The organism is Streptomyces sp. NPDC048001, assembly GCF_043203115.1.
GTDB classification, from domain to species: domain Bacteria; phylum Actinomycetota; class Actinomycetes; order Streptomycetales; family Streptomycetaceae; genus Streptomyces; species Streptomyces sanyensis.
This window is the reverse complement of record NZ_JBIDBN010000009.1, coordinates 129,885-152,160: the sequence shown is the minus strand read 5'-3', so window position 1 is coordinate 152,160 and position 22,276 is coordinate 129,885. Positions and strand designations below refer to the sequence as shown.

Below are 22,276 nucleotides of genomic sequence, written 5' to 3'. Positions count from 1 at the left end.
CCCTGCTGCCTGAGCGAACGCTTAGACGGTCGGTGATTGTTCCAGACGGACCACCACGGACTTGCTGGCGGGGGTGTTGCTGGTGTCCGCCGTGGCGCCCAGCGGGACCAGCACGTTCGTCTCGGGGTAGTAGGCGGCCGCACAGCCCCGGGCCGTCGGGTAGTGGACCACCCGGAACCCCGGGGCCCGCCGCTCGACGCCGTCCTCCCACTCGCCCACCAGGTCCGCGTAGTCGCCGTCGGCGAAGCCCAGCGCGAGGGCGTCCGCGGGGTTCACCAGGACCACCCGGCGCCCGCCGCGCACCCCCCGGTAGCGGTCGTCCAGACCGTAGACCGTGGTGTTGTACTGGTCGTGGGAGCGCAGCGTCTGCAGCAGCAGGCGCCCCTCGCCGACCACCGGGTACTCCACGGGCGCCGCCGTGAAGTTGGCCTTCCCGGTGGCCGTGGGGAAGCGCCGCTCGTCGCGGGGGGCGTGCGGCAGCGTGAACCCTCCGGGGCGGGCGATCCGCGCGTTGAAGTCCTCGAAGCCGGGCACCACGCGGGCGATCCGGTCGCGGATCGCGGCGTAGTCGCGCTCGAACTCCTCCCACGGCGTCGCGGAGCCCGGGCCGAGCACCGCGCGGGCCAGACGCGCCACGATCGCCGGCTCGGACAGCAGCCGCGGTCCCGCGGGCGGCAGGTTGCCGCGGGAGGCGTGCACCATGCCCATCGAGTCCTCCACGGTCACCACCTGCCTGCCGCCGGCCTGCACGTCCCGGTCGCTGCGCCCGAGGGTGGGCAGGATCAGCGCCCGGCGTCCGGTCACGGCGTGCGAGCGGTTGAGCTTGGTGGACACCTGGACCGTGAGCCGTGCACGCCGCACGGCGGCCTCCGTGACCGCGGTGTCGGGCGAGGCACCGACGAAGTTGCCGCCCATCGCGAAGAAGACCTTGGCGCGGCCGTCGCGCAGCGCCTCGATCGACCGGACCACGTCGAGGCCGTGGTGCCGCGGCGGGGCGAAGCCGAACTCCTTCTCCAGCGCGTCCAGGAAGGCGGGGGAGGGGCGCTCGAAGATCCCCATGGTGCGGTCGCCCTGCACGTTGGAGTGCCCGCGGACGGGGCAGACGCCGGAACCCGGCCGCCCGACGTCGCCCCGCAGCAGGAGCAGGTTGACCACCTCGCGGATGGTGGCGACGGAGTGCTTGTGCTGGGTGAGGCCCATGGCCCAGCACACGACGGTGCGCCGCGAGGACAGGACCATGGCCAGGGCCCGCTCCACCTCGTCGCGCGCCAGGCCCGTCGCGGCCAGGGTCTCCTCCCAGTCGGCGGAGCGGGCCGCCTCGGCGAAGGCCTCGAAGCCGTGGGTGTGCTCGCGCACGAACTCCTCGTCGACGGCCCCGGGGGTTTCCAGCACCAGCTTGTTGAGCAGCCGGAACAGGGCCTGGTCACCGCCGATGCGGATCTGCAGGAAGAGGTCCGTGAGCGCCACCCCCCGCACCGCTCCGAGCGGGCTCTGCGGGTTCCTGAAACGCTCCAGCCCCGCCTCGGGCAGCGGGTTGACGGAGATGATCCGCGCGCCCCCGGCCTTCGCCTTCTCCAGGGCCGACAGCATCCGGGGGTGGTTGGTGCCCGGGTTCTGCCCGGCCACGATGATCAGTTCCGCCCGGTGCAGGTCCTCCAGGGTGACACTGCCCTTGCCCACCCCCAGGGTCTCGGTGAGCGCCGAGCCGGAGGACTCGTGGCACATGTTGGAGCAGTCGGGGAGGTTGTTGGTGCCGAACTCCCTGGCGAACAGCTGGAGCAGGAAGGCGGCCTCGTTGCTGGTGCGCCCCGAGGTGTAGAAGAGGGCCTCGTCCGGCGAGTCCAGCCCGCGCAGCTCCTCGGCGATCAGCGCGAAGGCGCGGTCCCAGCCGACCGGCTCGTAGTGGGTGGCGCCCTCGGCGAGGTACACGGGCTCGGTGATACGGCCCTGCTGGCCCAGCCAGTAGCCGCTGCGCCCGGCCAGCTCGGCCACCGGGTGCGCGGCGAAGAACCCGGGGGTGACCCGGCGCAGCGTCGCCTCCTCGGCAACCGCCTTCGCCCCGTTCTCGCAGAACTCGGCCGTGTGCCGCCTGTCCTCCTCGGGCCAGGCGCAGCCGGGGCAGTCGAAGCCGTCCTTCTGGTTCACCCTGAGCAGGGTGCGGGCCGTGCGCGCGACGCCCATCTGCCGCTGCGCGGCGCGCAGGGTGTGTGCGATCGCGGGCAGCCCGGCCGCGGCGTGCTGGGGGGCGGTGACCTGCGGCGCGTCCTGGACCGGATCGTCTGCGGGCGGCTTGCTGGCCATCGCGCTCTCCTTCGAGCCTCGTCTCCTGCGGTACGCCTCCGATCCTGTCACGGGACGGCGGAGCGGGCGTGCCCGCGGTCGGCACCGGACGGGAATGTCAGCGGTGCATGGCAGGATCGGGGGCGTGGCTGAGACGGCATCGCAGAAGACGGCAGACAACCGACCCCGCCTGCTCCTCATGGACGGGCACTCCCTGGCGTACCGGGCGTTCTTCGCCCTGCCCGCGGAGAACTTCACCTCCGCGAGCGGCCAGACGACGAACGCCGTCTACGGCTTCGCCTCGATGCTGGCGAACACCCTGCGCGACGAGGCGCCCACGCACTTCGCCGTCGCCTTCGACGTCTCCCGCGCCACCTGGCGCTCGGCCGACTTCCCCGAGTACAAGGCCAACCGCTCCAAGACGCCCGACGAGTTCAAGGGGCAGGTCGAGCTGATCGGCGAGCTGCTCGACACCATGAACGCGGTGCGGTTCGCGGTCGACGGCTTCGAGGCCGACGACATCATCGCCACCCTGGCCACCGAGGCCGAGCGGGCCGGCTTCGAGGTGCTGATCGTCACCGGCGACCGGGATTCGTTCCAGCTGGTCAGCGAGCACACGACGGTGCTGTACCCCACCAAGGGCGTCTCCGAGCTGACCCGGTTCACCCCGGCCAAGGTGGAGGAGAAGTACGGCCTGACCCCGCGGCAGTACCCGGACTTCGCCGCCCTGCGCGGCGACCCGTCCGACAACCTGCCCGGCATCCCCGGGGTCGGAGAGAAGACGGCCAGCAAGTGGATCAAGCAGTTCGGTTCCTTCGCGGAACTCGTCGAGCGGGCCGAGGAGGTCAAGGGCAAGGTCGGGCAGTCCCTGCGCGACCACCTGGAGGCCGTCAAGCTCAACCGCCACCTCACCGAGCTGGTGCGCGACGTCGAGCTGCCCCGGACCGTCGCCGAGCTGGAGCGGGCCCCCTACGACCGCGCCGCCCTCAAGGGCTTCCTGGAGGTCCTGGAGATCCGCAACCCGAGCCTGCGCGAGCGGCTGCTCGCCGTCGACCCGGGAGCGGCCGAGGAGGAGCCCCCCGCGCCCGCCGCGGGTGTCGAGATCGACGGCACCGCCCTGGCCACCGGCGAGCTGGCACCCTGGCTGGCCGAGCACGGCGGCCGTCCGCTGGGGGTGGCGATCGTCGCGGGCTGGGCGCTGGGCGCGGGCAGCGTGAGCGAGATCGCGCTCGCCGCCGCGGACGGGAAGGCCGCGTGGTTCGACACCACCCGGCTCGACGAGGCCGACGAGCGCTCCTTCGCCGCGTGGATCTCCGACCCGGCGCGGCCGAAGGTCCTGCACAACGCCAAGGAGGCCCTGCGGGTGCTCCCCGAGCACGGCTGGCGGCTCGACGGCATCACCATGGACACCGCCCTCGCCGCGTACCTGGTCAAGCCCGGCCGCAGGTCCTTCGCCCTCGACGCCCTGTCGGTGGAGTACCTCCACCGCGAGCTGGCACCCGCCGCCGCCGACGGGCAGCTCGCCTTCGGCACGGAGGACGAGCACGCCGAGGCCGACGCGCTGATGGCCCAGGCCCGTGCCGTCCTCGACCTGGGCGAGGCGCTCGGCGAGCGGCTCGCCGAGGTCGGAGCGGCGGAGCTGCTGCACGGCGTGGAGCTGCCCACCTCGGTGCTGCTGGCACGCATGGAGCGGCACGGCATCGCCGCGGACCGGCCCCACCTGGAGGCGATGGAGCAGCAGTTCGCCGGCGCGGTGCAGCAGGCCGTCAAGGAGGCCCACGCCACGGTCGGCCACGAGTTCAACCTGGGCTCCCCCAAGCAGCTCCAGGAGGTCTTCTTCGGGGAGCTCAACCTGCCGAAGACCAAGAAGACCAAGACCGGCTACACCACCGACGCCGACGCCCTCGCCTGGCTCGCCTCCCAGACCGACCACGAACTCCCGGTGATCATGCTCCGGCACCGGGAGCAGGCCAGGCTGCGGTCCACGGTCGAGGGCCTGATCAAGACCGTCGCGGGCGACGGCCGCATCCACACCACCTTCAGCCAGACCGTCGCCGCCACGGGCCGGCTGTCCTCCACCGACCCGAACCTGCAGAACGTCCCGGTCCGTACCGACGAGGGCCGCGCGATCCGCCGGGGCTTCGTCGTCGGCGAGGGCTTCGAGTCGCTGATGACGGCCGACTACAGCCAGATCGAACTGCGGGTGATGGCCCACCTCTCCGAGGACGAGGGCCTGATCGAGGCGTTCACCTCGGGGGAGGACCTCCACACCACGGTCGCCTCGCAGGTCTTCGGCGTGGAGCGGTCCGCCGTGGACGCCGAGATGCGGCGGAAGATCAAGGCCATGTCCTACGGGCTGGCCTACGGGCTCTCGGCATTCGGTCTCTCGCAGCAGCTGGGCATCGAGCCCGCCGAGGCCAGGGTCCTGATGGACACCTACTTCGAGCGGTTCGGCGGCGTGCGCGACTACCTGCGGAGAGTCGTCGACGAGGCGCGCGCCACCGGCTACACCGCCACCATGCTCGGGCGCCGCCGTTATCTGCCGGACCTCAACAGCGACAACCGGCAGCGCCGCGAGGCGGCCGAGCGGATGGCGCTCAACGCGCCGATCCAGGGGACGGCCGCCGACATCGTCAAGGTCGCCATGCTCAACGTGGACCGGGCGCTGACCGAGGCCGGGCTCGCCACCCGTCTGCTGCTCCAGGTCCACGACGAGATCGTGCTGGAGGTCTCCCCGGGCGAACGCGAGCAGGTGGAGGCGCTGGTGCGTCAGGAGATGTCGTCGGCGGTCACCCTGCGCGCCCCGCTGGACGTCTCGGTCGGCGTCGGCCCGGACTGGGAGTCCGCCGCCCACTGAGGGCCCCCGCCGGGCGGGGGCTCCCATGCCCCGGCCCGGCGCCACCGGGCCGCCGGGCCGGTCCGGGCGGCGGCCCCGTAGAGCAGGAGGCCCGCGGCCAGCCCGGCGCCACCGCCGAAGCACGCCGTCGGGACGATGTCGAGGACGGTCTCCACCCGCCCTCCGTGCCCGTACCAGACCAGGCAGCGGTGGAGGACGCCCGCGGCCACGCACAGCCCCACCACCGCCGCGGCGAGGCGGCGCTCACCGCGCCGCGCCCGCGGCCACCGCGGGACCGCGGGCTCCGTGCGCCGCACCGCGGAAGCCGCGGCCCAGGCCAGCAGCAGCAGGGCCGCCGCCGAACTTCCGTACTGGACGAAGGTGTAGAGGGGGAAGCCGGCCACCTGCTCGTCGAGCACCGGCAGGAGGCGCACCCCCCACCGGCCGGGGTGGGTGAAGGCATCCCACACCACATGCGTCGACGCGCCGATCACCGCGGAGGCGTAGAACGCCGCCGCCCGCACCAGCGGCGGCCGGCGCCGGGCCGCCCGCCCGAGGGCCCCGGCCGGCACCGGGTGGGTCCGGGCGCGCCAGCGGCCCGGCAGCAGGGCCACCAGCGGGTCGCGGACCAGCAGCCAACCCGCGAACAGCAGGGCGGCCACCGCGGCGTCGACCGTGAACACGCCCGCGGGGCTGTGGGTGACCGCGCCGAACTCCATGGCACCGGGTACGAAGCTCGCGGCGAAGTAGGTCGCGTCGGGGGCCATCGTGCCGAGCACGAGCCCGGAGGCCACCAGCGGCCCGCGTGCCGAGCCGTCGCGCCGCAGCAGGGGCAGCACCGCCGCGGCATGGCTCAACGTGAACGGCATCCTGCGACTCCCCCTGTGCCGGTCGGTTCCCTCCGCCGCGCCCAGTATGCGCGACCTTTGACGGGGCTCCCGCTCCGCCACGGCCGGGACTCCGGACGCGGTGTTGGTGCCGAACCGGTGAATACCGGTCAGGAGGCAGTGCCGAGGACCCCGCGGTGGACTAGTGTCGCGTCGGACTCGTGCAGGGGAGCGCGGGACGCCGCCTCAGGGGAGGGTTCTGACCATGGCAGCGCAATTCGGCCGCCGTCTGCGCAAGGGGGCGACCACCACAGCCGTCGCCGCGGCCGCGGTGGCCGCACTGTCGGCCTCTCAGCCGCCGGGCATAGCGCCGGCGACCTCGGGGGACAGCCAGGGCACCGCGGATGCCACGCCCACCCCGGACACGCCCGCCACCGGCAACTCCCCGTACTACACGGACCTTCCACCGCTGAACTCGCCGAACAGCACCAACCCGCCCGTGGGGACGGTCCTGGCAGGCACCGGCGAGGCGGGCATCCCGGCGACGGTGCTCGACGCCTACCGGCGGGCCGAGAGCACGGTCGCCGACACCGACCCCGCCTGCCGCCTCCCGTGGCAGCTGCTCGCCGCGATCGGCAAGGTCGAGTCCGGCCAGGCCCGCGGCGGCCGTGTCGACTCCGAGGGCACCACCGTCGGACGCATCCTCGGCCCCGTCCTCAACGGCGTCGGCTTCGCCAACATCTCCGACACCGACGACGGGGCCTACGACGGCGACACCGTGCACGACCGCGCCGTGGGGCCGATGCAGTTCATCCCGTCGACGTGGAAGACCTGGGGGCAGGACGCCAACGGCGACGGCCGCAAGGACCCCGACAACATCTACGACGCGGCGCTCGCCGCCGGACGGTACCTCTGCCACGGGGACCGCGACCTGACCGTCCAGGACGACCTGGACCGGGCGGTCCTGTCGTACAACCACTCCCGGGAGTACCTGCGCACCGTGCTCTCCTGGTTCGAGTTCTACCAGCGGGGCACGCACGAGGTTCCGGACGGCTCGGGCGTCCTGCCGTCCAGGCCGAGCCCGGACAGCTCGCCGCAACCCGCCCCCGCACCGGTGCAGCCCGCCCCGCCCGCGCGCAAGCCCTCGCCGGCGCCGCCCCGGCCGGGAAACCAGCCGAGCCCCGTGCCGTCGGAGCCCGGCAAGGAAGGCACCCCCAAGCCCAAGCCCACCCCGACCCCCACTCCCACCCCCACGCCGACCCCCAAGCCCAAGCCCACGCCGACACCGACCCCTACTCCGACTCCGACGCCCAAGCCGACGCCCAAGCCCACGCCCGTCACGGCAGCGACGGTCGAGGACGCGGGGACCGGCCCGCTCACGGCGACGGCCGGCCAGGTCTTCACCGCGAAGGCCACCGTCCGCGTCCTGGACTCCTCGGGCGCCCCTGTCGCGGACCATCCCGTCCACTTCACCGTCGTCGGTGAGACCGACGCCCGCTTCCCCGACGGAGCCACCGAGGCGGCGGCCACGACCGATGCCGACGGCAGGGTCGCCGCACCCGCCCTGCGCGCGGGTGAGAAGACCGGCACCTTCACCGTCCGCGCCGCGGTCGAGAACCCGCGGATCGCCCCTGTGGACTTCGAGGCGACCGTCACCGAGCGCCTCGCCGACACACTCGGCACCGAGCAGGCGCGGCCCGTCGCGGCGCCCGGCGAGGTGTTCGGGCCTCTCACCGTCCGGGCCGTCCACAAGGGCGCCCCCGCCCCGCGCGTCGCCGTCACCGCGACGATCACCCGGCCCGAGCCCGTCGAGGGCGAGGACCGGGGCGAGGGCACCGACGAGGCAGGTCCCTACTTCGAGCGCGTCGGCGGCGGCGCCCCGGTCCGCTCCGTCACCCTGCTGACGGACGAGCAGGGACGCCTGGTCCTCTCGGGTATCCACGCGGGCGAGGCGGAGGGCACCTTCGTCCTGCGCCTGACCACGCCGGGTGGCGGACTGCTCGACATCGAGTTGACCGTCGAGGCCCCCTCACCCGCGGACCCCGCGCCGACCGCCCCGGAGACCTCGCCGTCCCCCGAGGCCTGACAGCCGCGGAGACCGAACGCTCCCGCCGCCTCGCCCCTGCGGCCCGCGCCCCACTCCGGGAGGTCCGCACGGGCGGTGCGGTGCGTGGCGTCTCCCTGCCGGGCACCGCCCCGAGCCGTGGACGGCCGCCGGGGAAGGTCCCCTGCCGCCGCGGGGCGGCAGGGGCACCCCGCTAGAGGCGGGCCCGGTGGGCGACTCCCGCGCCGCAGCGGGGGCGCCCCGGCCCGCGGTCCCCGCTGCGGCACCGCTCCCCGGCGCCCCGGCCCCGCCCGCCGGAGCCGCCGCTACGGGGCGCGCCGCTCCTGGCGGGCCTTGGTGGAGCGTGTCGCCTCGGCCGCGGAGGGGTCCTCGGGCCAGGGGTGCCTGGGGTAGCGACCGCGCAGCTCGGCCCGCACCGCCCGGTAGCCCTCCTGCCAGAACGAGGCGAGGTCGGATGTCACCGCCGCAGGGCGCCCGGCGGGCGACAGCAGATGCACCACGACCGGAACTCCCGCGATGCGCGGTGTCTCGCGGAGGCCGAACAGCTCCTGGAGCTTCACCGCCAGGACGGGCTGATCCCCGGCGTAGTCCACGCGGACACGCGACCCGCTCGGCACCTCCAGACGCTCCGGTGCCAAGGCGTCCAGCCGGGACGCCTCGCCCGTGGCCCACGGCAGCAGGCGCCGCAGCGCCTCCCCGGCGGCGATGCGCCCGAGGTCCGCCCTCCGCCGTGCCCGTGAGAGCTCGGGCTCCAGCCAGTCCTCGGGCCGGGAGAGCAGGGCCTCGTCCGACACCTCCGGCCAGGGCGGCCCCAGTACCCGGTGGAGGAACGCCAGGCGCTGACGCAGCCCCTCCGCCTCCCTGGTCCAGCGCAGCAGCCCGCAGCCCTCCCGCCGCAAGCCGTCCAGCAGGGCCCGCCGAACCAGCCCCGCGTCCGGCGAGGAGAGGGGAGCGGCGGCCAGCTCCACCGCCCCCAGCCGCTCCACGCGCCGCGCCACGACGTCGCCGCCGTCCCAGCCCACCTCCTCGACCTCCGTCAGCAGATGCGCCGCCGCCGCGCGGGCAGCCTCCTCGGTGACCGCCGCCGCCAGACGCACCCGAGCCGACGCGGCCGACAGCGGACGGTCCGCCACCGCCACCGCGAGCCACGGCTCACCGCGCAGGGGGGACGCGGCCCCGAGCTCCGCGCGGGTTCCCGAAGCCATCAGGAAGGTGCCTGCGCCGCGTGAGGAGGCGACCCGCTCCGGGTAGGCGAGGGCGGCGACCAGCCCGACGGCCGCCTCCCGCCCGGAGGCCCCCTGCCCTGCTCCCGCTCCCTCCGGCGTACCGGACCGTCCGGAGCGGGCATCCGGGGGCAGGGAGGCCAGCGCTCCCTCCAGGCGGCGGGCCTCCGCCCGCCAGCGTGCCGCATAGGCGTCCCCGCCCCGCCCCGCCGCGCGCCACGCGCCGGCCAGGTCGTCGCCGTACTCCCGGGGCGGCTCCTCGCTGAGCAGGGCGACGGCCTCGGCGGTGCGGCGCGTGCCCAACTGCTCGGAACCGTCCAGAAGCGCCCTCGCCAGCCGCGGATGGACACCCAGGCGGGACATCGCCGTGCCCCTCCGCGTCGCCCTGCCTTCCGCGTCGACCGCCCCCACGGCCGCGAGGACGGAGCGGGCCGCCGCCATGGCCCCGGCGGGCGGCGCGTCCGGCAGCGCCAGACCCGCCGCCTCCGGATCGCCCCAGCACGCCACCCGCAGGGCGAAGGCCGCCAGGTCCGCGACCGCGATCTCCGGGGAGGGGAAGCGGGGCCTGCGGGCATCGTCGGCAGCCGACCAGCAGCGGTAGACGATCCCCGGCGCCTCACGGCCCGCCCGCCCGGCCCGCTGCTCGGCGGCCGCCGCCGAGACGGGAACCGTGGCCAGCGAGCCGAGACCCCGGGCGTGGTCCACGCGTGGCTCGCGGGCCAGACCCGAGTCCACGACGACGCGGACCCCGGGCACCGTGAGGCTCGATTCGGCCACCGAGGTGGCCAGGACCACCCGCCGCCCCTCGCCACCGCGCAGCACCGCCTCCTGGACGCCGGCCGGGGCCCGGCCGTGCAACTGCAGCACCTCGGCGCCGACCCCTTCGAGCAGGCCCGCCGTGCGGGCGATCTCGCCCGTCCCCGGGAGGAAGCAGAGCACGTCCCCGGTGTGCTCGTGGAGGGCGCGACGCACCGTGGCCGCGACGTGCCGCAGCAACTGCGGGTCCACCCGGGTGCCGTGGGCGGGACGGATGCCCGGGGGAGGCGGAGCGGACCGGAACTCCACGCCGTGGCTCTCGCCCCCGCTGCGGACCACCGGTGCCGGTGAGCCCGCCTCCGGGGACAGCAGACGTGACCAGGTGCCCGTGTCGCTCGTCGCCGAGGCGGCCACCAGCCCCAGGTCCGGCCGCAGGGTGGCGCGGACGTCGACGAGGAAGGCCAGGGCGGTGTCGGCGTCCAGATGGCGCTCGTGGCACTCGTCCAGGAGCACGGCGCCGACGCCCGGCAGCTCGGGGTCGCGCTGGAGCCGCTGCAGCAGCACCCCCGTGGTGACCACCTCGACGCGGGTGCCCGCGCCAACGCGCCGCTCCCCTCGCACCGAGTAGCCGACGTCGCCGCCCACCTCCTGCCCGAGGAGCCAGGCCATCCGGCGGGCCGCGGCCCGCACCGCCATCCTGCGCGGTTCGGCCACGACCACGGAGCGAGCCGAGGCTCCCGACGGCCCGCCCGCGGCCGGGCCCGCCCCTATGAGGCCCGCGAGCGCCAGCGGCACCAGCGTGGTCTTGCCGGTACCGGGCGGGGCATGGAGCACGGCGACACCCTGTGTGTCGAGCGCGGTGAGCAGCCCGGGCACGGCATGGCGGACGGGCAGGCGGTCGAGTACGTCGGTTCGGATCACGCCCTCAGTCTCGTACGACCGGCGGAGGCGGGGGCGCGCTTGTCCACAGGCTCCGTGCGTCATCGGATCGTAGGATTTTCGGTTCTTCGGGCGGGGTGGCCTCCGGTCACCGGCCCGCACCGTCCGCAGGGGCGTCCCGGCCGTCCCCGGCGCACCGCGCCCTCCGCCCTGCGACCGCGCCGGGTCCCGCCCCGTCTCCCGCCCCGGCGCCTGCAGCCACGGGCCCGCCGCACGGGCGTCCGCAGCGCGGGAGCCGCACCGGCGCACTCCCCTCCGGGAGCCGGCCCGGTCCCGCGCGAGCGCTGGTTCCGGTCCCGCGCGAGCGAGCGGTTCAGTCCCGATCGCAGACGAAGACGGCCGTTCCGGGGATCAGGTTGCCCCGCAGCGGTGACCAGCCTCCCCACTCCTGCACGTTCCACGAGGGCCACTCCGGCTCGACCAGGTCCACCAGCCGGAACCCGCCGGCCACCACGTCCCGCACCCGGTCCCCCAGCGTCCGGTGGTGCTCCACGTAGACGGCCTCGCCCCGTTCGTCCTGCTCCACGTAGGGCGTCCGGTCGAAGTAGGAGGCGGCCACCGACAGGCCCTCCGGTCCGGGCTCGTCGGGGAAGGCCCAGCGGATCGGGTGCGTCACCGAGAAGACCCAGCGCCCACCGGGCCGCAGCACCCGCCGCACCTCGCGGAAGACCGCGACCGGGTCGGCGACGAACGGGACCGCGCCGTAGGCGGAGCAGGCGAGGTCGAAGGAGCCGTCCGCGAAGGGCAGGGCAGTGGCGTCCGCCTCCACCAGCGGCACGTCCCCGCCGATGCGCAGGGCGTGCTGGAGCTGCCGGTGGGAGAGGTCCAGGGCCACGGGCCGGGCCCCCCGGGCGGCCAGCCAGCGCGAGCACTGGGCGGCGCCGGCGCCGATCTCCAGGACGTCGAGTCCCGAGAGCGTGGCGACCGGTCCCAGCAGGGCGGCCTCCTCCTCGTCGAGTCCCTCGGGCCCCCACACGAACCGGTCGTCCCCGAGGAAGGCGCCGTGCTCGTGCTGGTACTCGTCCGCGTTCCGGTCCCACCAGCCGCGGTTCGCCCGGCTGCTCTCCGCGTCCCCCGCGTCACGGCGGGTGGCTTCCGGTTCGAAATCTTGGCTCATCGTCACCGTCGTTGTAGTTTGCGTACCGCGCAGCGGGGCCGGAGCGGTCCGTGCCGCGCGGGGCTGCCGTGGCCTCGGTGAACACGAGTTGTGCCGGATATGCGGCGCTGCGTCCCCGGTGGGCCGCTTCGCGCATTGACCGTCTCCTGCTGCCCCCGTATGCTACAAGTTGCGCTGCGGGCCTGCGTGCCTCGGACGGAGCAGGCCGCGCTCGCATCTGTATGTATGTCCCCTCGGTTCACGAGGCGCCCCGGATTCCCGGACGGCGCTTCCTAGGCTGTCCGGCTTCTGCAGCTGCGATACGGGCTCACGGCGTAGCAGTACCTACGACTTCAATGTCCGTACCGGAGCCCTTTCCCACATGACGAGCAGCACCGAGACCACCGCCACCACCCCGCAGGTTGCGGTCAACGACATCGGTAACGAGGAAGCCTTCCTCGCCGCGATCGACGAGACGATCAAGTACTTCAACGACGGCGACATCGTCGACGGCGTCATCGTGAAGGTCGACCGGGACGAGGTCCTGCTCGACATCGGTTACAAGACCGAAGGTGTCATCCCGAGCCGCGAGCTCTCGATCAAGCACGACGTCGACCCGAACGAGGTCGTCAAGGTCGGCGACGAGATCGAGGCCCTCGTCCTCCAGAAGGAGGACAAGGAAGGCCGCCTGATCCTCTCGAAGAAGCGCGCCCAGTACGAGCGTGCCTGGGGCACCATCGAGAAGATCAAGGAAGAGGACGGCATCGTCACCGGTACCGTCATCGAGGTCGTCAAGGGTGGTCTCATCCTCGACATCGGCCTCCGCGGCTTCCTTCCGGCGTCCCTCGTCGAGATGCGCCGTGTCCGCGACCTCCAGCCCTACGTGGGCAAGGAGCTCGAGGCCAAGATCATCGAGCTGGACAAGAACCGCAACAACGTGGTCCTGTCCCGCCGCGCCTGGCTGGAGCAGACCCAGTCCGAGGTCCGCCAGACCTTCCTCACCACCCTGCAGAAGGGCCAGGTCCGCTCCGGCGTCGTCTCCTCGATCGTCAACTTCGGTGCGTTCGTGGACCTGGGCGGCGTCGACGGCCTGGTGCACGTCTCCGAGCTGTCCTGGAAGCACATCGACCACCCGTCCGAGGTCGTCGAGGTCGGCCAGGAGGTCACCGTCGAGGTCCTCGACGTGGACATGGACCGCGAGCGTGTCTCCCTGTCGCTGAAGGCGACGCAGGAGGACCCGTGGCAGCAGTTCGCCCGCACCCACCAGATCGGCCAGGTCGTCCCGGGCAAGGTCACCAAGCTGGTTCCCTTCGGTGCGTTCGTCCGCGTGGACGAGGGCATCGAGGGCCTGGTCCACATCTCCGAGCTGGCCGAGCGCCACGTGGAGATCCCGGAGCAGGTCGTCCAGGTCAACGACGAGATCTTCGTCAAGGTCATCGACATCGACCTCGAGCGTCGCCGGATCAGCCTCTCGCTGAAGCAGGCCAACGAGTCCTTCGGTGCCGACCCGTCCGCGGTCGAGTTCGACCCGACCCTGTACGGCATGGCCGCGTCCTACGACGACCAGGGCAACTACATCTACCCCGAGGGCTTCGACCCCGAGACCAACGACTGGCTGCCGGGCTACGAGGCCCAGCGCGAGGCGTGGGAGACCCAGTACGCCGAGGCGCAGCAGCGCTTCGAGCAGCACCAGGCCCAGGTCATCAAGTCCCGCGAGGCCGACGAGGCCGCCGCTGCCGAGGGTGGCAACGCCGCTCCGGCCGCTGCGCCGACCGGCGGTTCCTACTCCTCGGAGTCGGACGACAACTCCGGCGCCCTGGCGTCGGACGAGGCGCTCGCCGCCCTGCGCGAGAAGCTGGCGGGCGGCCAGAGCTGACGCTCCGGCCTCGGCCACCGCACCGCTGAGGTACGGCCCGCTCCCCACCGGGGGGCGGGCCGTACCGCTTTTCCCGGTTCCCCCGCCGACCGTCCCGGCGCAGGACCCTTTCACGGGAATGCCGCACCGACACCGCGCGTTGTCGCAGTCGACACGAGGAGGAGCGGTAACCGTGCTTGATCCGCAGGGACTGTACGAGTGGGACCCCAAGGGGCTCGCGGTGGTCGACATGGCTCTCGCGCAGGAGTCGGCGGGGCTCGTCATGCTGTACCACTTCGAGGGGTACATCGACGCGGGAGAGACCGGTGAGCAGATCGTCGGCCACCTGCTGGACACGCTTCCGCACCAGGTCGTGGCCCGCTTCGACCACGACCGCCTGGTCGACTACCGTGCCCGCCGGCCGCTGCTCACCTTCCGGCGCGACCGCTGGACCGCCTACGACACACCGACGCTGGAGCTGCGTCTGGTCCAGGACGCGACGGGCGCCCCCTTCCTGCTGCTCTCCGGCCCCGAACCGGACGTCGAGTGGGAGCGCTTCGCCGCGGCGGTCCGCCAGATCGCCGAGCGGCTGCGGGTGCGCCTCGCCGTCAACTTCCACGGCATCCCCATGGGCGTCCCGCACACCCGTCCCGTCGGGCTCACCCCTCACGGCAACCGCGCCGACCTGGTCCCGGGCCATCGCAGCCCGTTCGACGAGGCACAGGTCCCCGGCAGCGCCGAGGCACTGGTGGAGTACCGGCTGATGCAGGCCGGCCGGGACGTCCTCGGGGTCGCCGCCCACGTGCCGCACTACGTGGCCCGCTCCGCCTACCCGGACGCGGCCCTCACCGCACTGGAGGCGATCACCGCGGCCACCGGGATCGTGCTGCCCGGCGTCGCGCACGCGCTGCGTACCGCGGCGCAGCGCACCCAGACGGAGATCGAGCGCCAGATCCGCGAAGGCGACGAGGAACTCACCGCCCTCGTCCAGGGTCTTGAGCACCAGTACGACGCGATCGCGGGTGCCGAGACGCGCGGGAGCCTGGTCGCGGAACCGGTGGACCTCCCCTCCGCGGACGAGATCGGCAGGGAGTTCGAGCGCTTCCTGGCCGAACGGGAGGGCGATTCGGGGTGATCGGCTAGGCTGCGGGCGCCGCCGCCGGCAGGTGTGTGGAGGACCCAGCTGCCGCAGCCGGTGGGGCCCGCCCGGCGCCGTGCGGGGCGGAACAACCGTCGAGCGTGGTGGAGGCAGGGCGTGCTGACCGTGGGCCTGACCGGTGGGATCGGCGCCGGCAAGAGCGAGGTGTCCCGGCTCCTCGCCTCGTACGGTGCGGTCCTGGTGGACTCCGACCGCATCGCCCGGGACGTCGTGGAGCGCGGGACCCCGGGGCTCGCCGCGGTGGTCCGGGCGTTCGGCACGGACGTTCTGCTGCCGGACGGAGCGCTGGACCGGGCGAAGCTGGGGGCCGTGGTGTTCGGCGACCCCGAGCGGCTGGCCGTCCTCAACGGCATCGTGCACCCGCTCGTCCGGGCCCGCTCCCAGGAGCTGCAGGACGCCGCAGGCCCCGGAGACGTGGTCGTCCACGACGTCCCCCTGCTCGCCGAGAACGGCCTGGCGGACCTGTACGACCTGGTGGTGGTCGTGGACGCGGATCCGGCCACCCAGCTGGACCGGCTGGTGCGGCTGCGCGGCATGGCGGAGCCGGAGGCCCGGGCCCGGATGGCGGCCCAGGCCACCCGCGAGCAGCGGCTCGCCGTCGCCGACATCGTGATCGACAACGACGGTCCGCTCGACGCGCTCGAACCCCGGGTGCGGGCCGTGTGGGAGGAGCTGGCGGCCAGGACGGTGGGAGGGTAGCCGGCCCCGGCGCCGGTGACCACCGCCTTCCGGGGCCGGAATATCCCGTGCCCCGGGCCGTGTTGGAAAACGGCAGCCGAGGGGAAGGATCCGAAGGTGCCCATGAGCGATCCGGAAACGCACGTCATCGACTTCCGTGCCGCCGAGCAGCTGCTCGCCGCACGGGACCCGCGGGGTGCCGTGAAGCTGCTGGACTCCGTCATCGCCGCTCACCCGGAGAACACCGCGGCGCGGCTGCTGCGCGCCCGGGCCTTCTTCGCGGCCGCGCAGCTGCGGCCCGCCGAGTTGGAGTTCGAACTCGTCCTGGAGCGGGAGCCGGACAACGCCTTCGCCCACTTCGCCCTCGCCCGGACCTTCGAGAGATCCGGCAAACCCGAGCAGGCGCAGCGCCACTTCCGACTGGCCGCCGCCCTGGACCCCAAGCCCGAGTTCCTGCGAGCCGCACGCTTCGACGACGGGGCGGCCTGACGCGCGGCCCCTCCCGGTTCCGCGCCGGTGCGGGGCGGGGGACTGCCGCCGGGAGCCCCGCGCGGAACCGGGCGGCCGGGCGCAGCGCGTGCCGAGGGCCCTGGGTGCCTCCGTCGGCCTCCTTCCGCGGCGTCGCGACCTCAGCCGTGGTCGGGCTCGTAGGGCGGCACATCGCGGCCCGGCTGGTAGTGGGGCCCCTGACGGATACGGCGCACCACGAGGCCCACGTCCACGGCCGCCACGAGGAAGAGCGCCGCACAGAGCGCCGACCATCCGGGGTGGTCCGCCAGGGCGAAGGCCGCCGCCGCCCCGCCGAAGAAGACCAGGCCCCAGATCCCCAGGCCCAGGCGCAGGCGGAGCGGGCTCCGGGCGTTGACCGGCTCGTTCCCGCTGCGCATGCCATCACCTCCCCTTCCAGGGTGCACCCGGTTCGGGAGCGGGTTCCGGCGCCTGCCGATCCCGACCGGCGGCGCCCCGGGGCGCCGCCGGTCGGGATCGTGGGGGCCTCCCGCATCCGTGCGCCGTATGAATCACGTAATACAGGGCATAAGGGTCATATGGCGCAGTGAAGCTGCGGTATCAGGGCAGGGGGTGCCCCCATGGTCGAGGAACTGATCGTCGTCGGCACGACGGTCGCGGCTGCCTGCGGGGTCTACGTGATGGCGGCCGCCCGGGTCGTCAGGCAGTTCGAGCGCGGCGTGGTACTGCGCCTGGGAAGGCTGCGCCGTGAGGTGCGCCGCCCGGGATTCACGCTGATCGTGCCCGTGGTCGACCGGATGCACAAGGTCAACATGCAGATCGTCACCATGCCCGTCCCCGCCCAGGAGGGGATCACCCGCGACAACGTCACCGTCCGGGTCGACGCCGTCGTGTACTTCCGTGTCGTGGACGCGGTCAACGCCGTGATCGAGGTCGAGGACTACCGCTTCGCCGTCTCGCAGATGGCCCAGACCTCCCTGCGCTCGATCATCGGCAAGAGCGACCTGGACGACCTGCTGTCCAACCGGGAGAAGCTCAACCAGGGGCTCGAGCTGATGATCGACAGCCCCGCCGTGGGGTGGGGCGTGCAGATCGACCGTGTGGAGATCAAGGACGTGTCCCTGCCCGAAGCCATGAAGCGCTCGATGGCCCGGCAGGCCGAGGCGGACCGCGAGCGCCGCGCCCGGGTGATCAACGCGGACGCGGAGCTCCAGGCGTCGAAGAAGCTCGCCGAGGCCGCCGGGGAGATGTCCAAGCAGCCCGCGGCACTCCAGCTCCGCCTGCTGCAGACGGTCGTCGCGGTGGCGGCCGAGAAGAACTCCACCCTGGTCCTGCCCTTCCCCGTCGAACTCCTGCGCTTCCTCGAACGAGCCCAGCAGGGAGCGCCCGAGGCCGACCGGCCCGCTTCCCGGGAGGAGCAGCCCGCTCCCCCGGAGAAGCCCGCTCCGCCCCAGGAACTCGCCCCCGGGCCCGGGGCCGGGGGCGGGACCCCGGTCCCGGAAGCCGAAGCCCCCACCGGCAGACGGCCCACCGGGGACCCGGCCGAGGCTCCGCCGCCCCGGCCGACGGCCGCCTGAACTTCCCGCCCTCCGGCGCGCCCGGACACCGCCCCGGCCGGCGCCGGGAGCGGCCCGCGGGGCCGCGGCCCGTCGATGTCAGTGCCCGCCCGTAAGGTCGAAGGACACGGTGCGCACCGCGTACCACCCCCAGCCTGCGGGAGGAGGCGCCACCATGACCGGCCGAAGCGCGTCCGCACCTCCCCGTGCGCCGCACGCACCGGAAGGCGCCCGCCCCCTGCCGCTCGCGCCCCCGGCCGAGCAGGCCGGGCCGCTCCTCCGCTGCGCTCCCGTTCTGCTGCCCGGCGCGCTGCCCCGTGAGGGGCGGTTCGCCTTCTGGTCCCCCGGCGCGGACGAGGTCCCGGGAGCCGAGGACCGGATCACCGTCGTACGGGCCCACGGCTCCGGCATCCGCCGCCGCACCGTCCCGGCCCGGCTGGTCCCCGTCGTCGAGGCCCTGCCGCTGCTGGTCCGGGCCGCCGCGGAGCCCCGGTCCCACCCGGCCGCGGCCTGCTGGGGGGCGGCCGCCCGCCATGCCCTCCACCTGGTGGCCCGCGGGCGCCTCCTGCCCGGTCTGGACGCCGGCGACCTGGACGTCTGGCGAGCCGGGCCCCTCGACGCGGAGGACATCGCCCAACTGCGCGCCATCGCCGCGGCCATGCCGCCGGAGGCCCACGCCGTGCCCGTCCCCGGTTCCTCCCCCGCACGGCTCGCCGACCCAGAGTTCCTGGTGCGTCAGCTCTTCGACGCCGTTGCCGACGTCCTGCCCCGCACCCCGGCCGCCCCGCACGCAGCCGGCCCCGCCTTCGCCGCGCAGTCCGCCCGGCACCTGCCCCGGGCGCGCGGCTGGGCGGCGGAGGCGGCGGCCGCCATGGACGCCGGCGTCAGGGTCTCCCTCCGCCTCGACCTCTCCGCCTTCGCGCTCTTCGACACGGCCGGAGGCGTCCCCCCGGACGGGCAGCCGCGCAGCGCGGCCGCTGCCGTGGTGCAGGTCCACAGCCTCGCCGACCCGACGCTCGTCGCCGACGCGGCGGCCCTGTGGGCCGGCACGGCCGGCGAACGCATGGGGCCGCGGGCCCGTATCGACGCCATGCTCGCCCTGCGCGGCGCCGCACGGGTCTGGGCGCCCCTCGCCCGGCTCCTGGACCAGCAGGTGCCGGACGTCCTCGCCCTCACCGAGGACGAACTGTACGAACTGCTGGGACCGGCGGCCGCCCGGCTCGACGCGGTCGGCGTCGCCCTCCACTGGCCCCGTGAACTCGCGCGCACCCTCAGTGCCGCCGCCGTGGTGCGCCCCGCACCGGGCTCCGCCACGGACGGCACCCCCTTCTTCGACGGCAATGAACTGCTGCGCTTCGACTGGCGGCTCGCCCTCGACGGAGACCCGCTGACCGAGGCGGAGATGGACGTGCTGGCCGAGTCCCACCGGCCGGTCGTACGGCTCCGCGACCGCTGGGTGGTCGTCGATCCCGACCTCGTCCGCAAGGCCCGCAAAAGGGAGCTGGGCCTGCTGGAGCCGCCCGCCGCCCTCGCCGTCGCCCTGACGGGCACCGCCGAGGTCGACGGGGAGACGGTCGAGGCCGTGCCCACGGGTGCGCTGGCCGCACTGCGGGACCGGATCACGGCCGGACCCGTCGCCGTCGACGCCCCCGAGGGGCTCACCGCGACCCTGCGCGACTACCAACTGCGGGGGCTCGCCTGGCTGGAGACGATGACCTCGCTCGGGCTCGGCGGCTGCCTCGCCGACGACATGGGCCTCGGCAAGACCGTCACCGTCATCGCCCTGCACCTGCGCCGCGCCCGTTCGGAGCCGACGCTCGTGGTCTGCCCCGCCTCCCTGCTCGGCAACTGGCAGCGGGAGATCACCCGCTTCGCCCCCGGCACCCCCGTCCACCGCTTCCACGGTGCCGACCGCGCCCTGCCCGACTCCGGCGGGTTCGTCCTGACCACCTACGGCACCATGCGCACCAGCGCGGAGCGGCTGGCCGCGCACACCTGGGGGATGGTCGTCGCCGACGAGGCCCAGCATGTGAAGAACCCGAACGCGGCCACCGCCAAGGCGCTTCGGAGGATTCCCGCGCCCGCCCGTGTGGCCCTCACCGGCACCCCCGTGGAGAACAACCTCTCCGAACTGTGGGCCCTCCTCGACTGGACGACACCCGGGCTCCTCGGCCCCCTCGCGTCGTTCCGGGCCCGGCACGCCCGCCTCGTGGAGAGCGGCGAGGACCCGGAGGCGGCCGAACGACTCGCGCGCCTGGTGAGGCCCTTCCTGCTGCGCCGGCGCAAGTCCGACCCGGGCGTCGTGCCCGAACTCCCACCGAAGACCGAGACGGACCACCCGGTGCCCCTCACCCGCGAGCAGGCATCCCTCTACGAGGCCGTGGTGCGCGAGTCCATGGCCGCCGTCGAGGCGGCGGACGGGATGGCGCGCCGCGGTCTGGTGATGAAGCTGCTGACCTCCCTCAAGCAGGTCTGCAACCACCCGGCCCAGTTCCTGCGCGAACGCGGGGGACCTCCCGGGGCGCTGCCCGGCACGAACCTCCGCCTGGCCGGACGCTCCGGGAAGGTCGCCCTGCTGGACGAACTCCTCGCCACGATCCTCGCCGAGGACGGCGCCGTCCTCGTCTTCACCCAGTACGTGGCCATGGCCCGGCTGCTCGCGGAGCACCTGGCCGCCCGCGCCGTACCCTGCCAGCTCCTCCACGGCGGCACGCCCGTCGCCGAGCGGGAGCGCATGGTCGACCGCTTCCAGTCGGGGGAGGTTCCCGTCTTCCTCCTCTCGCTCAAGGCCGCGGGGACCGGTCTCAACCTCACCCGGGCGGGCCATGTCGTCCACTTCGACCGCTGGTGGAACCCGGCCGTCGAGGAGCAGGCCACGGACCGCGCCTACCGGATCGGCCAGACCCGGCCCGTCCAGGTCCACCGCCTGGTCACCGAGGGCACGGTCGAGGACCGGATCGCGGAACTGCTCGCCGCCAAGCGGGCCCTCGCCGACGCCGTGCTCCGCGGCGGGGAGGCCGCGCTCACCGAACTGACCGACCGCGAACTCGTCGACCTGGTCGCGCTCCGGAGGCCGCGGTGACCCCGCTCCGGGGCCGGGAGCCCCGCGGCCACAGCCTCTCCGGCGACGACACACGGCGCACCTTCTCCTCCGCCGCACTCTCCGCCGGTGGGCCCACGGCACCGACCTGGTGGGGCACGGCATGGGTCGAGGCCATGGAGGACGCCGCCCTGGACCGCGCCCGCCTGGAACGGGGCCGCTCCTACGCCGGGAGCGGGCGAGTCGCCTCCATCACGGTCACCCCGGGGCGCGTGACCGCCTACGTGCAGGGCGGCCGCCCCCGCCCCTACCGCACCGAACTCCGGCTGCGGACCCTGGGCGACGGTGAGTGGGACGTCCTGCTCGACGCGGCCGCCGCCCGCCCCGAGCACATCGCCGCCCTCCTCGACAAGGAGGTCCCGCACACCCTCGCCTCCGCCGCCGAGCTGCTGCCGGGCCCCGGTGACCTCGTCCCGGACTGCTCCTGCCCCGACGACGGCATGCCGTGCAAGCATGCCGCGGCCCTGTGCTACCGCACCGCGGCGCTGCTGGACGAGGACCCCTTCGTGCTCTTCCTCCTGCGCGGCCGGGGCGAACGCCAGGTGCTCGCCGCCCTCGCCCACCGCAACGCCGACCGGGTGGCCGGGGAACGCCCCACCGGAGGCGCACCCGGCGCGACGCCCTCCGTCGCCGCACGCGATGCCCTGCACAGCGGTGACAGGCCGCCGCTGCCGCCGCCTCTCCCCGCTCCGTCGCGGCCCGGCCGCCCGCCCGCCTACCCTCACGCCTCCGGCGCCCCCGATCCCCTCTCCCTGGACCTGCTCGCGGGCGAGGCCGCGGCCCGCGCCCATGCGCTGCTGACGACCGGCCGCGATCCGGTCGCCGGGCTCACGACCTGGCAGGACGCCGTGCGCCTCGCCGCGGCCCACCCGGGGGCCGGACTGGCGGCCTCCACCCGTGCGCTGTACCGGGACCTCGCGGCCGCGACGGGGCGCGCCCCGGTCGAACTGGCCCGCGCCGTCGCGGCGTGGCGGCAGGGCGGACCGGCGGCCCTGCGCGTCCTGGAGGAGCCCTGGGACCCGCCGGCCGGTCCCTTCGACCGCGCCCGCCCCGCGCTCACGGCAGCCGGTCTGCCGCCGTTCCGACCCTGGCGCAACCATCTGACCTCCCCGGCGCTGCAACTGCGCCTGGGGCAGGACGGACTCTGGTACGGCTACGAGTCGGAGACGGGGCGGGAGGACTGGTGGCCCCGGGGCACCCCGGAGGAGGACCCGGTCGCCGCCCTCCGCGGCGCCGCGCGGCCTGCCGACAGCCTTCCGCGAAGGGGGTGAGGGCCTCGCACCGCCCCGCCCGCCGTCGGCCCCTGCCCGGCTGCGGCCCGGGGCGGTTCCCGGTCGCGGCCCCCGCCGAGGCACCGGGCCGGCGCCGTGCAGCCACCGGTGCGTCCCGGGCCGGGGTCCCGAGGCAGGGGCCGGGGCGCTGGCGGCCGCCGGGAGTC

Annotated in this window: 14 protein-coding genes; 9 read left to right on the top strand and 5 right to left on the bottom strand. The window is 74.6% G+C overall.

The features are described 5' to 3' along the window. Positions 1–21 precede the first annotated feature (21 nt). The gene (locus ACGF15_RS18345; protein ID WP_392800130.1) at positions 22–2,301 is read right to left on the bottom strand and encodes an FdhF/YdeP family oxidoreductase; all 2,280 of its coding nucleotides are present in this window, start codon (positions 2,299–2,301) and stop codon (positions 22–24) included. Between the two features lie 178 nt (positions 2,302–2,479). Here ACGF15_RS18345 and polA point away from each other — a divergent pair, with 178 nt between their 5' ends. Then, complete coding sequence (polA, locus tag ACGF15_RS18340; RefSeq protein WP_345614746.1) at positions 2,480–5,137, top strand: DNA polymerase I; 2,658 nt, start codon at positions 2,480–2,482, stop codon at positions 5,135–5,137. Here the strand turns inward: polA and ACGF15_RS18335 are convergent. Beyond that, complete coding sequence (locus ACGF15_RS18335) at positions 5,050–5,985, bottom strand: DUF4184 family protein (protein ID WP_392800127.1); 936 nt, start codon at positions 5,983–5,985, stop codon at positions 5,050–5,052. The two genes, polA and ACGF15_RS18335, sit on opposite strands and share 88 nt — an antisense overlap. Before the next feature lie 223 nt (positions 5,986–6,208). On the opposite strand from ACGF15_RS18335, the gene ACGF15_RS18330 reads away from it, so the two are divergent. Continuing rightward, the gene (locus ACGF15_RS18330; protein ID WP_392800125.1) at positions 6,209–8,029 is read left to right on the top strand and encodes a lytic transglycosylase domain-containing protein; all 1,821 of its coding nucleotides are present in this window, start codon (positions 6,209–6,211) and stop codon (positions 8,027–8,029) included. A 284-nt stretch (positions 8,030–8,313) separates the two neighbouring features. On the opposite strand, the gene hrpB is transcribed toward ACGF15_RS18330, so the two are convergent. Further along, positions 8,314–10,908 carry an ATP-dependent helicase HrpB gene (gene hrpB, locus ACGF15_RS18325; RefSeq protein WP_392800122.1) on the bottom strand — a complete coding sequence of 865 codons (2,595 nt, stop codon included), beginning with the start codon at positions 10,906–10,908 and terminating at the stop codon, positions 8,314–8,316. Between the two features lie 331 nt (positions 10,909–11,239). Further along, positions 11,240–12,043 (bottom strand): class I SAM-dependent methyltransferase, encoded by an 804-nt coding sequence (locus ACGF15_RS18320; RefSeq protein WP_345614701.1) that lies wholly within the window; start codon positions 12,041–12,043, stop codon positions 11,240–11,242. Positions 12,044–12,404: 361 nt separating this feature from the next. On the opposite strand from ACGF15_RS18320, the gene rpsA reads away from it, so the two are divergent. From rpsA to ACGF15_RS18300, 4 genes are all read left to right on the top strand, one after another. After that, the gene (gene rpsA / locus ACGF15_RS18315; RefSeq protein ID WP_256526381.1) at positions 12,405–13,898 is read left to right on the top strand and encodes a 30S ribosomal protein S1; all 1,494 of its coding nucleotides are present in this window, start codon (positions 12,405–12,407) and stop codon (positions 13,896–13,898) included. Positions 13,899–14,070: 172 nt separating this feature from the next. Further along, positions 14,071–15,012 (top strand): PAC2 family protein, encoded by a 942-nt coding sequence (locus ACGF15_RS18310; protein WP_345614702.1) that lies wholly within the window; start codon positions 14,071–14,073, stop codon positions 15,010–15,012. A 120-nt stretch (positions 15,013–15,132) separates the two neighbouring features. Next, positions 15,133–15,735 (top strand): dephospho-CoA kinase, encoded by a 603-nt coding sequence (coaE, locus tag ACGF15_RS18305; RefSeq protein WP_392800117.1) that lies wholly within the window; start codon positions 15,133–15,135, stop codon positions 15,733–15,735. A gap of 96 nt (positions 15,736–15,831) precedes the next feature. Next, positions 15,832–16,203 (top strand): tetratricopeptide repeat protein, encoded by a 372-nt coding sequence (locus ACGF15_RS18300; RefSeq protein WP_392800114.1) that lies wholly within the window; start codon positions 15,832–15,834, stop codon positions 16,201–16,203. Between the two features lie 140 nt (positions 16,204–16,343). Here the strand turns inward: ACGF15_RS18300 and ACGF15_RS18295 are convergent, their stop codons facing one another. After that, entirely contained in the window at positions 16,344–16,601 is a 258-nt protein-coding gene (locus tag ACGF15_RS18295; protein ID WP_345614704.1) for a DUF6343 family protein, read from the bottom strand. A gap of 201 nt (positions 16,602–16,802) precedes the next feature. Here ACGF15_RS18295 and ACGF15_RS18290 point away from each other — a divergent pair, with 201 nt between their 5' ends. The 3 genes from ACGF15_RS18290 to ACGF15_RS18280 all read left to right on the top strand — a co-directional run bounded on the left by ACGF15_RS18290 (position 16,803) and on the right by ACGF15_RS18280 (position 22,109). Continuing rightward, positions 16,803–17,759, top strand: coding sequence for a slipin family protein (locus tag ACGF15_RS18290; RefSeq protein ID WP_392800111.1), 957 nt, complete (start codon positions 16,803–16,805; stop codon positions 17,757–17,759). 154 nt (positions 17,760–17,913) lie between these two features. Next, positions 17,914–20,820 carry a DEAD/DEAH box helicase gene (locus tag ACGF15_RS18285; protein WP_392800108.1) on the top strand — a complete coding sequence of 969 codons (2,907 nt, stop codon included), beginning with the start codon at positions 17,914–17,916 and terminating at the stop codon, positions 20,818–20,820. Then, positions 20,817–22,109, top strand: coding sequence for an SWIM zinc finger family protein (locus ACGF15_RS18280; RefSeq protein WP_392800105.1), 1,293 nt, complete (start codon positions 20,817–20,819; stop codon positions 22,107–22,109). Before ACGF15_RS18285 ends, ACGF15_RS18280 begins: the two co-directional genes overlap by 4 nt. Positions 22,110–22,276 lie beyond the last annotated feature (167 nt).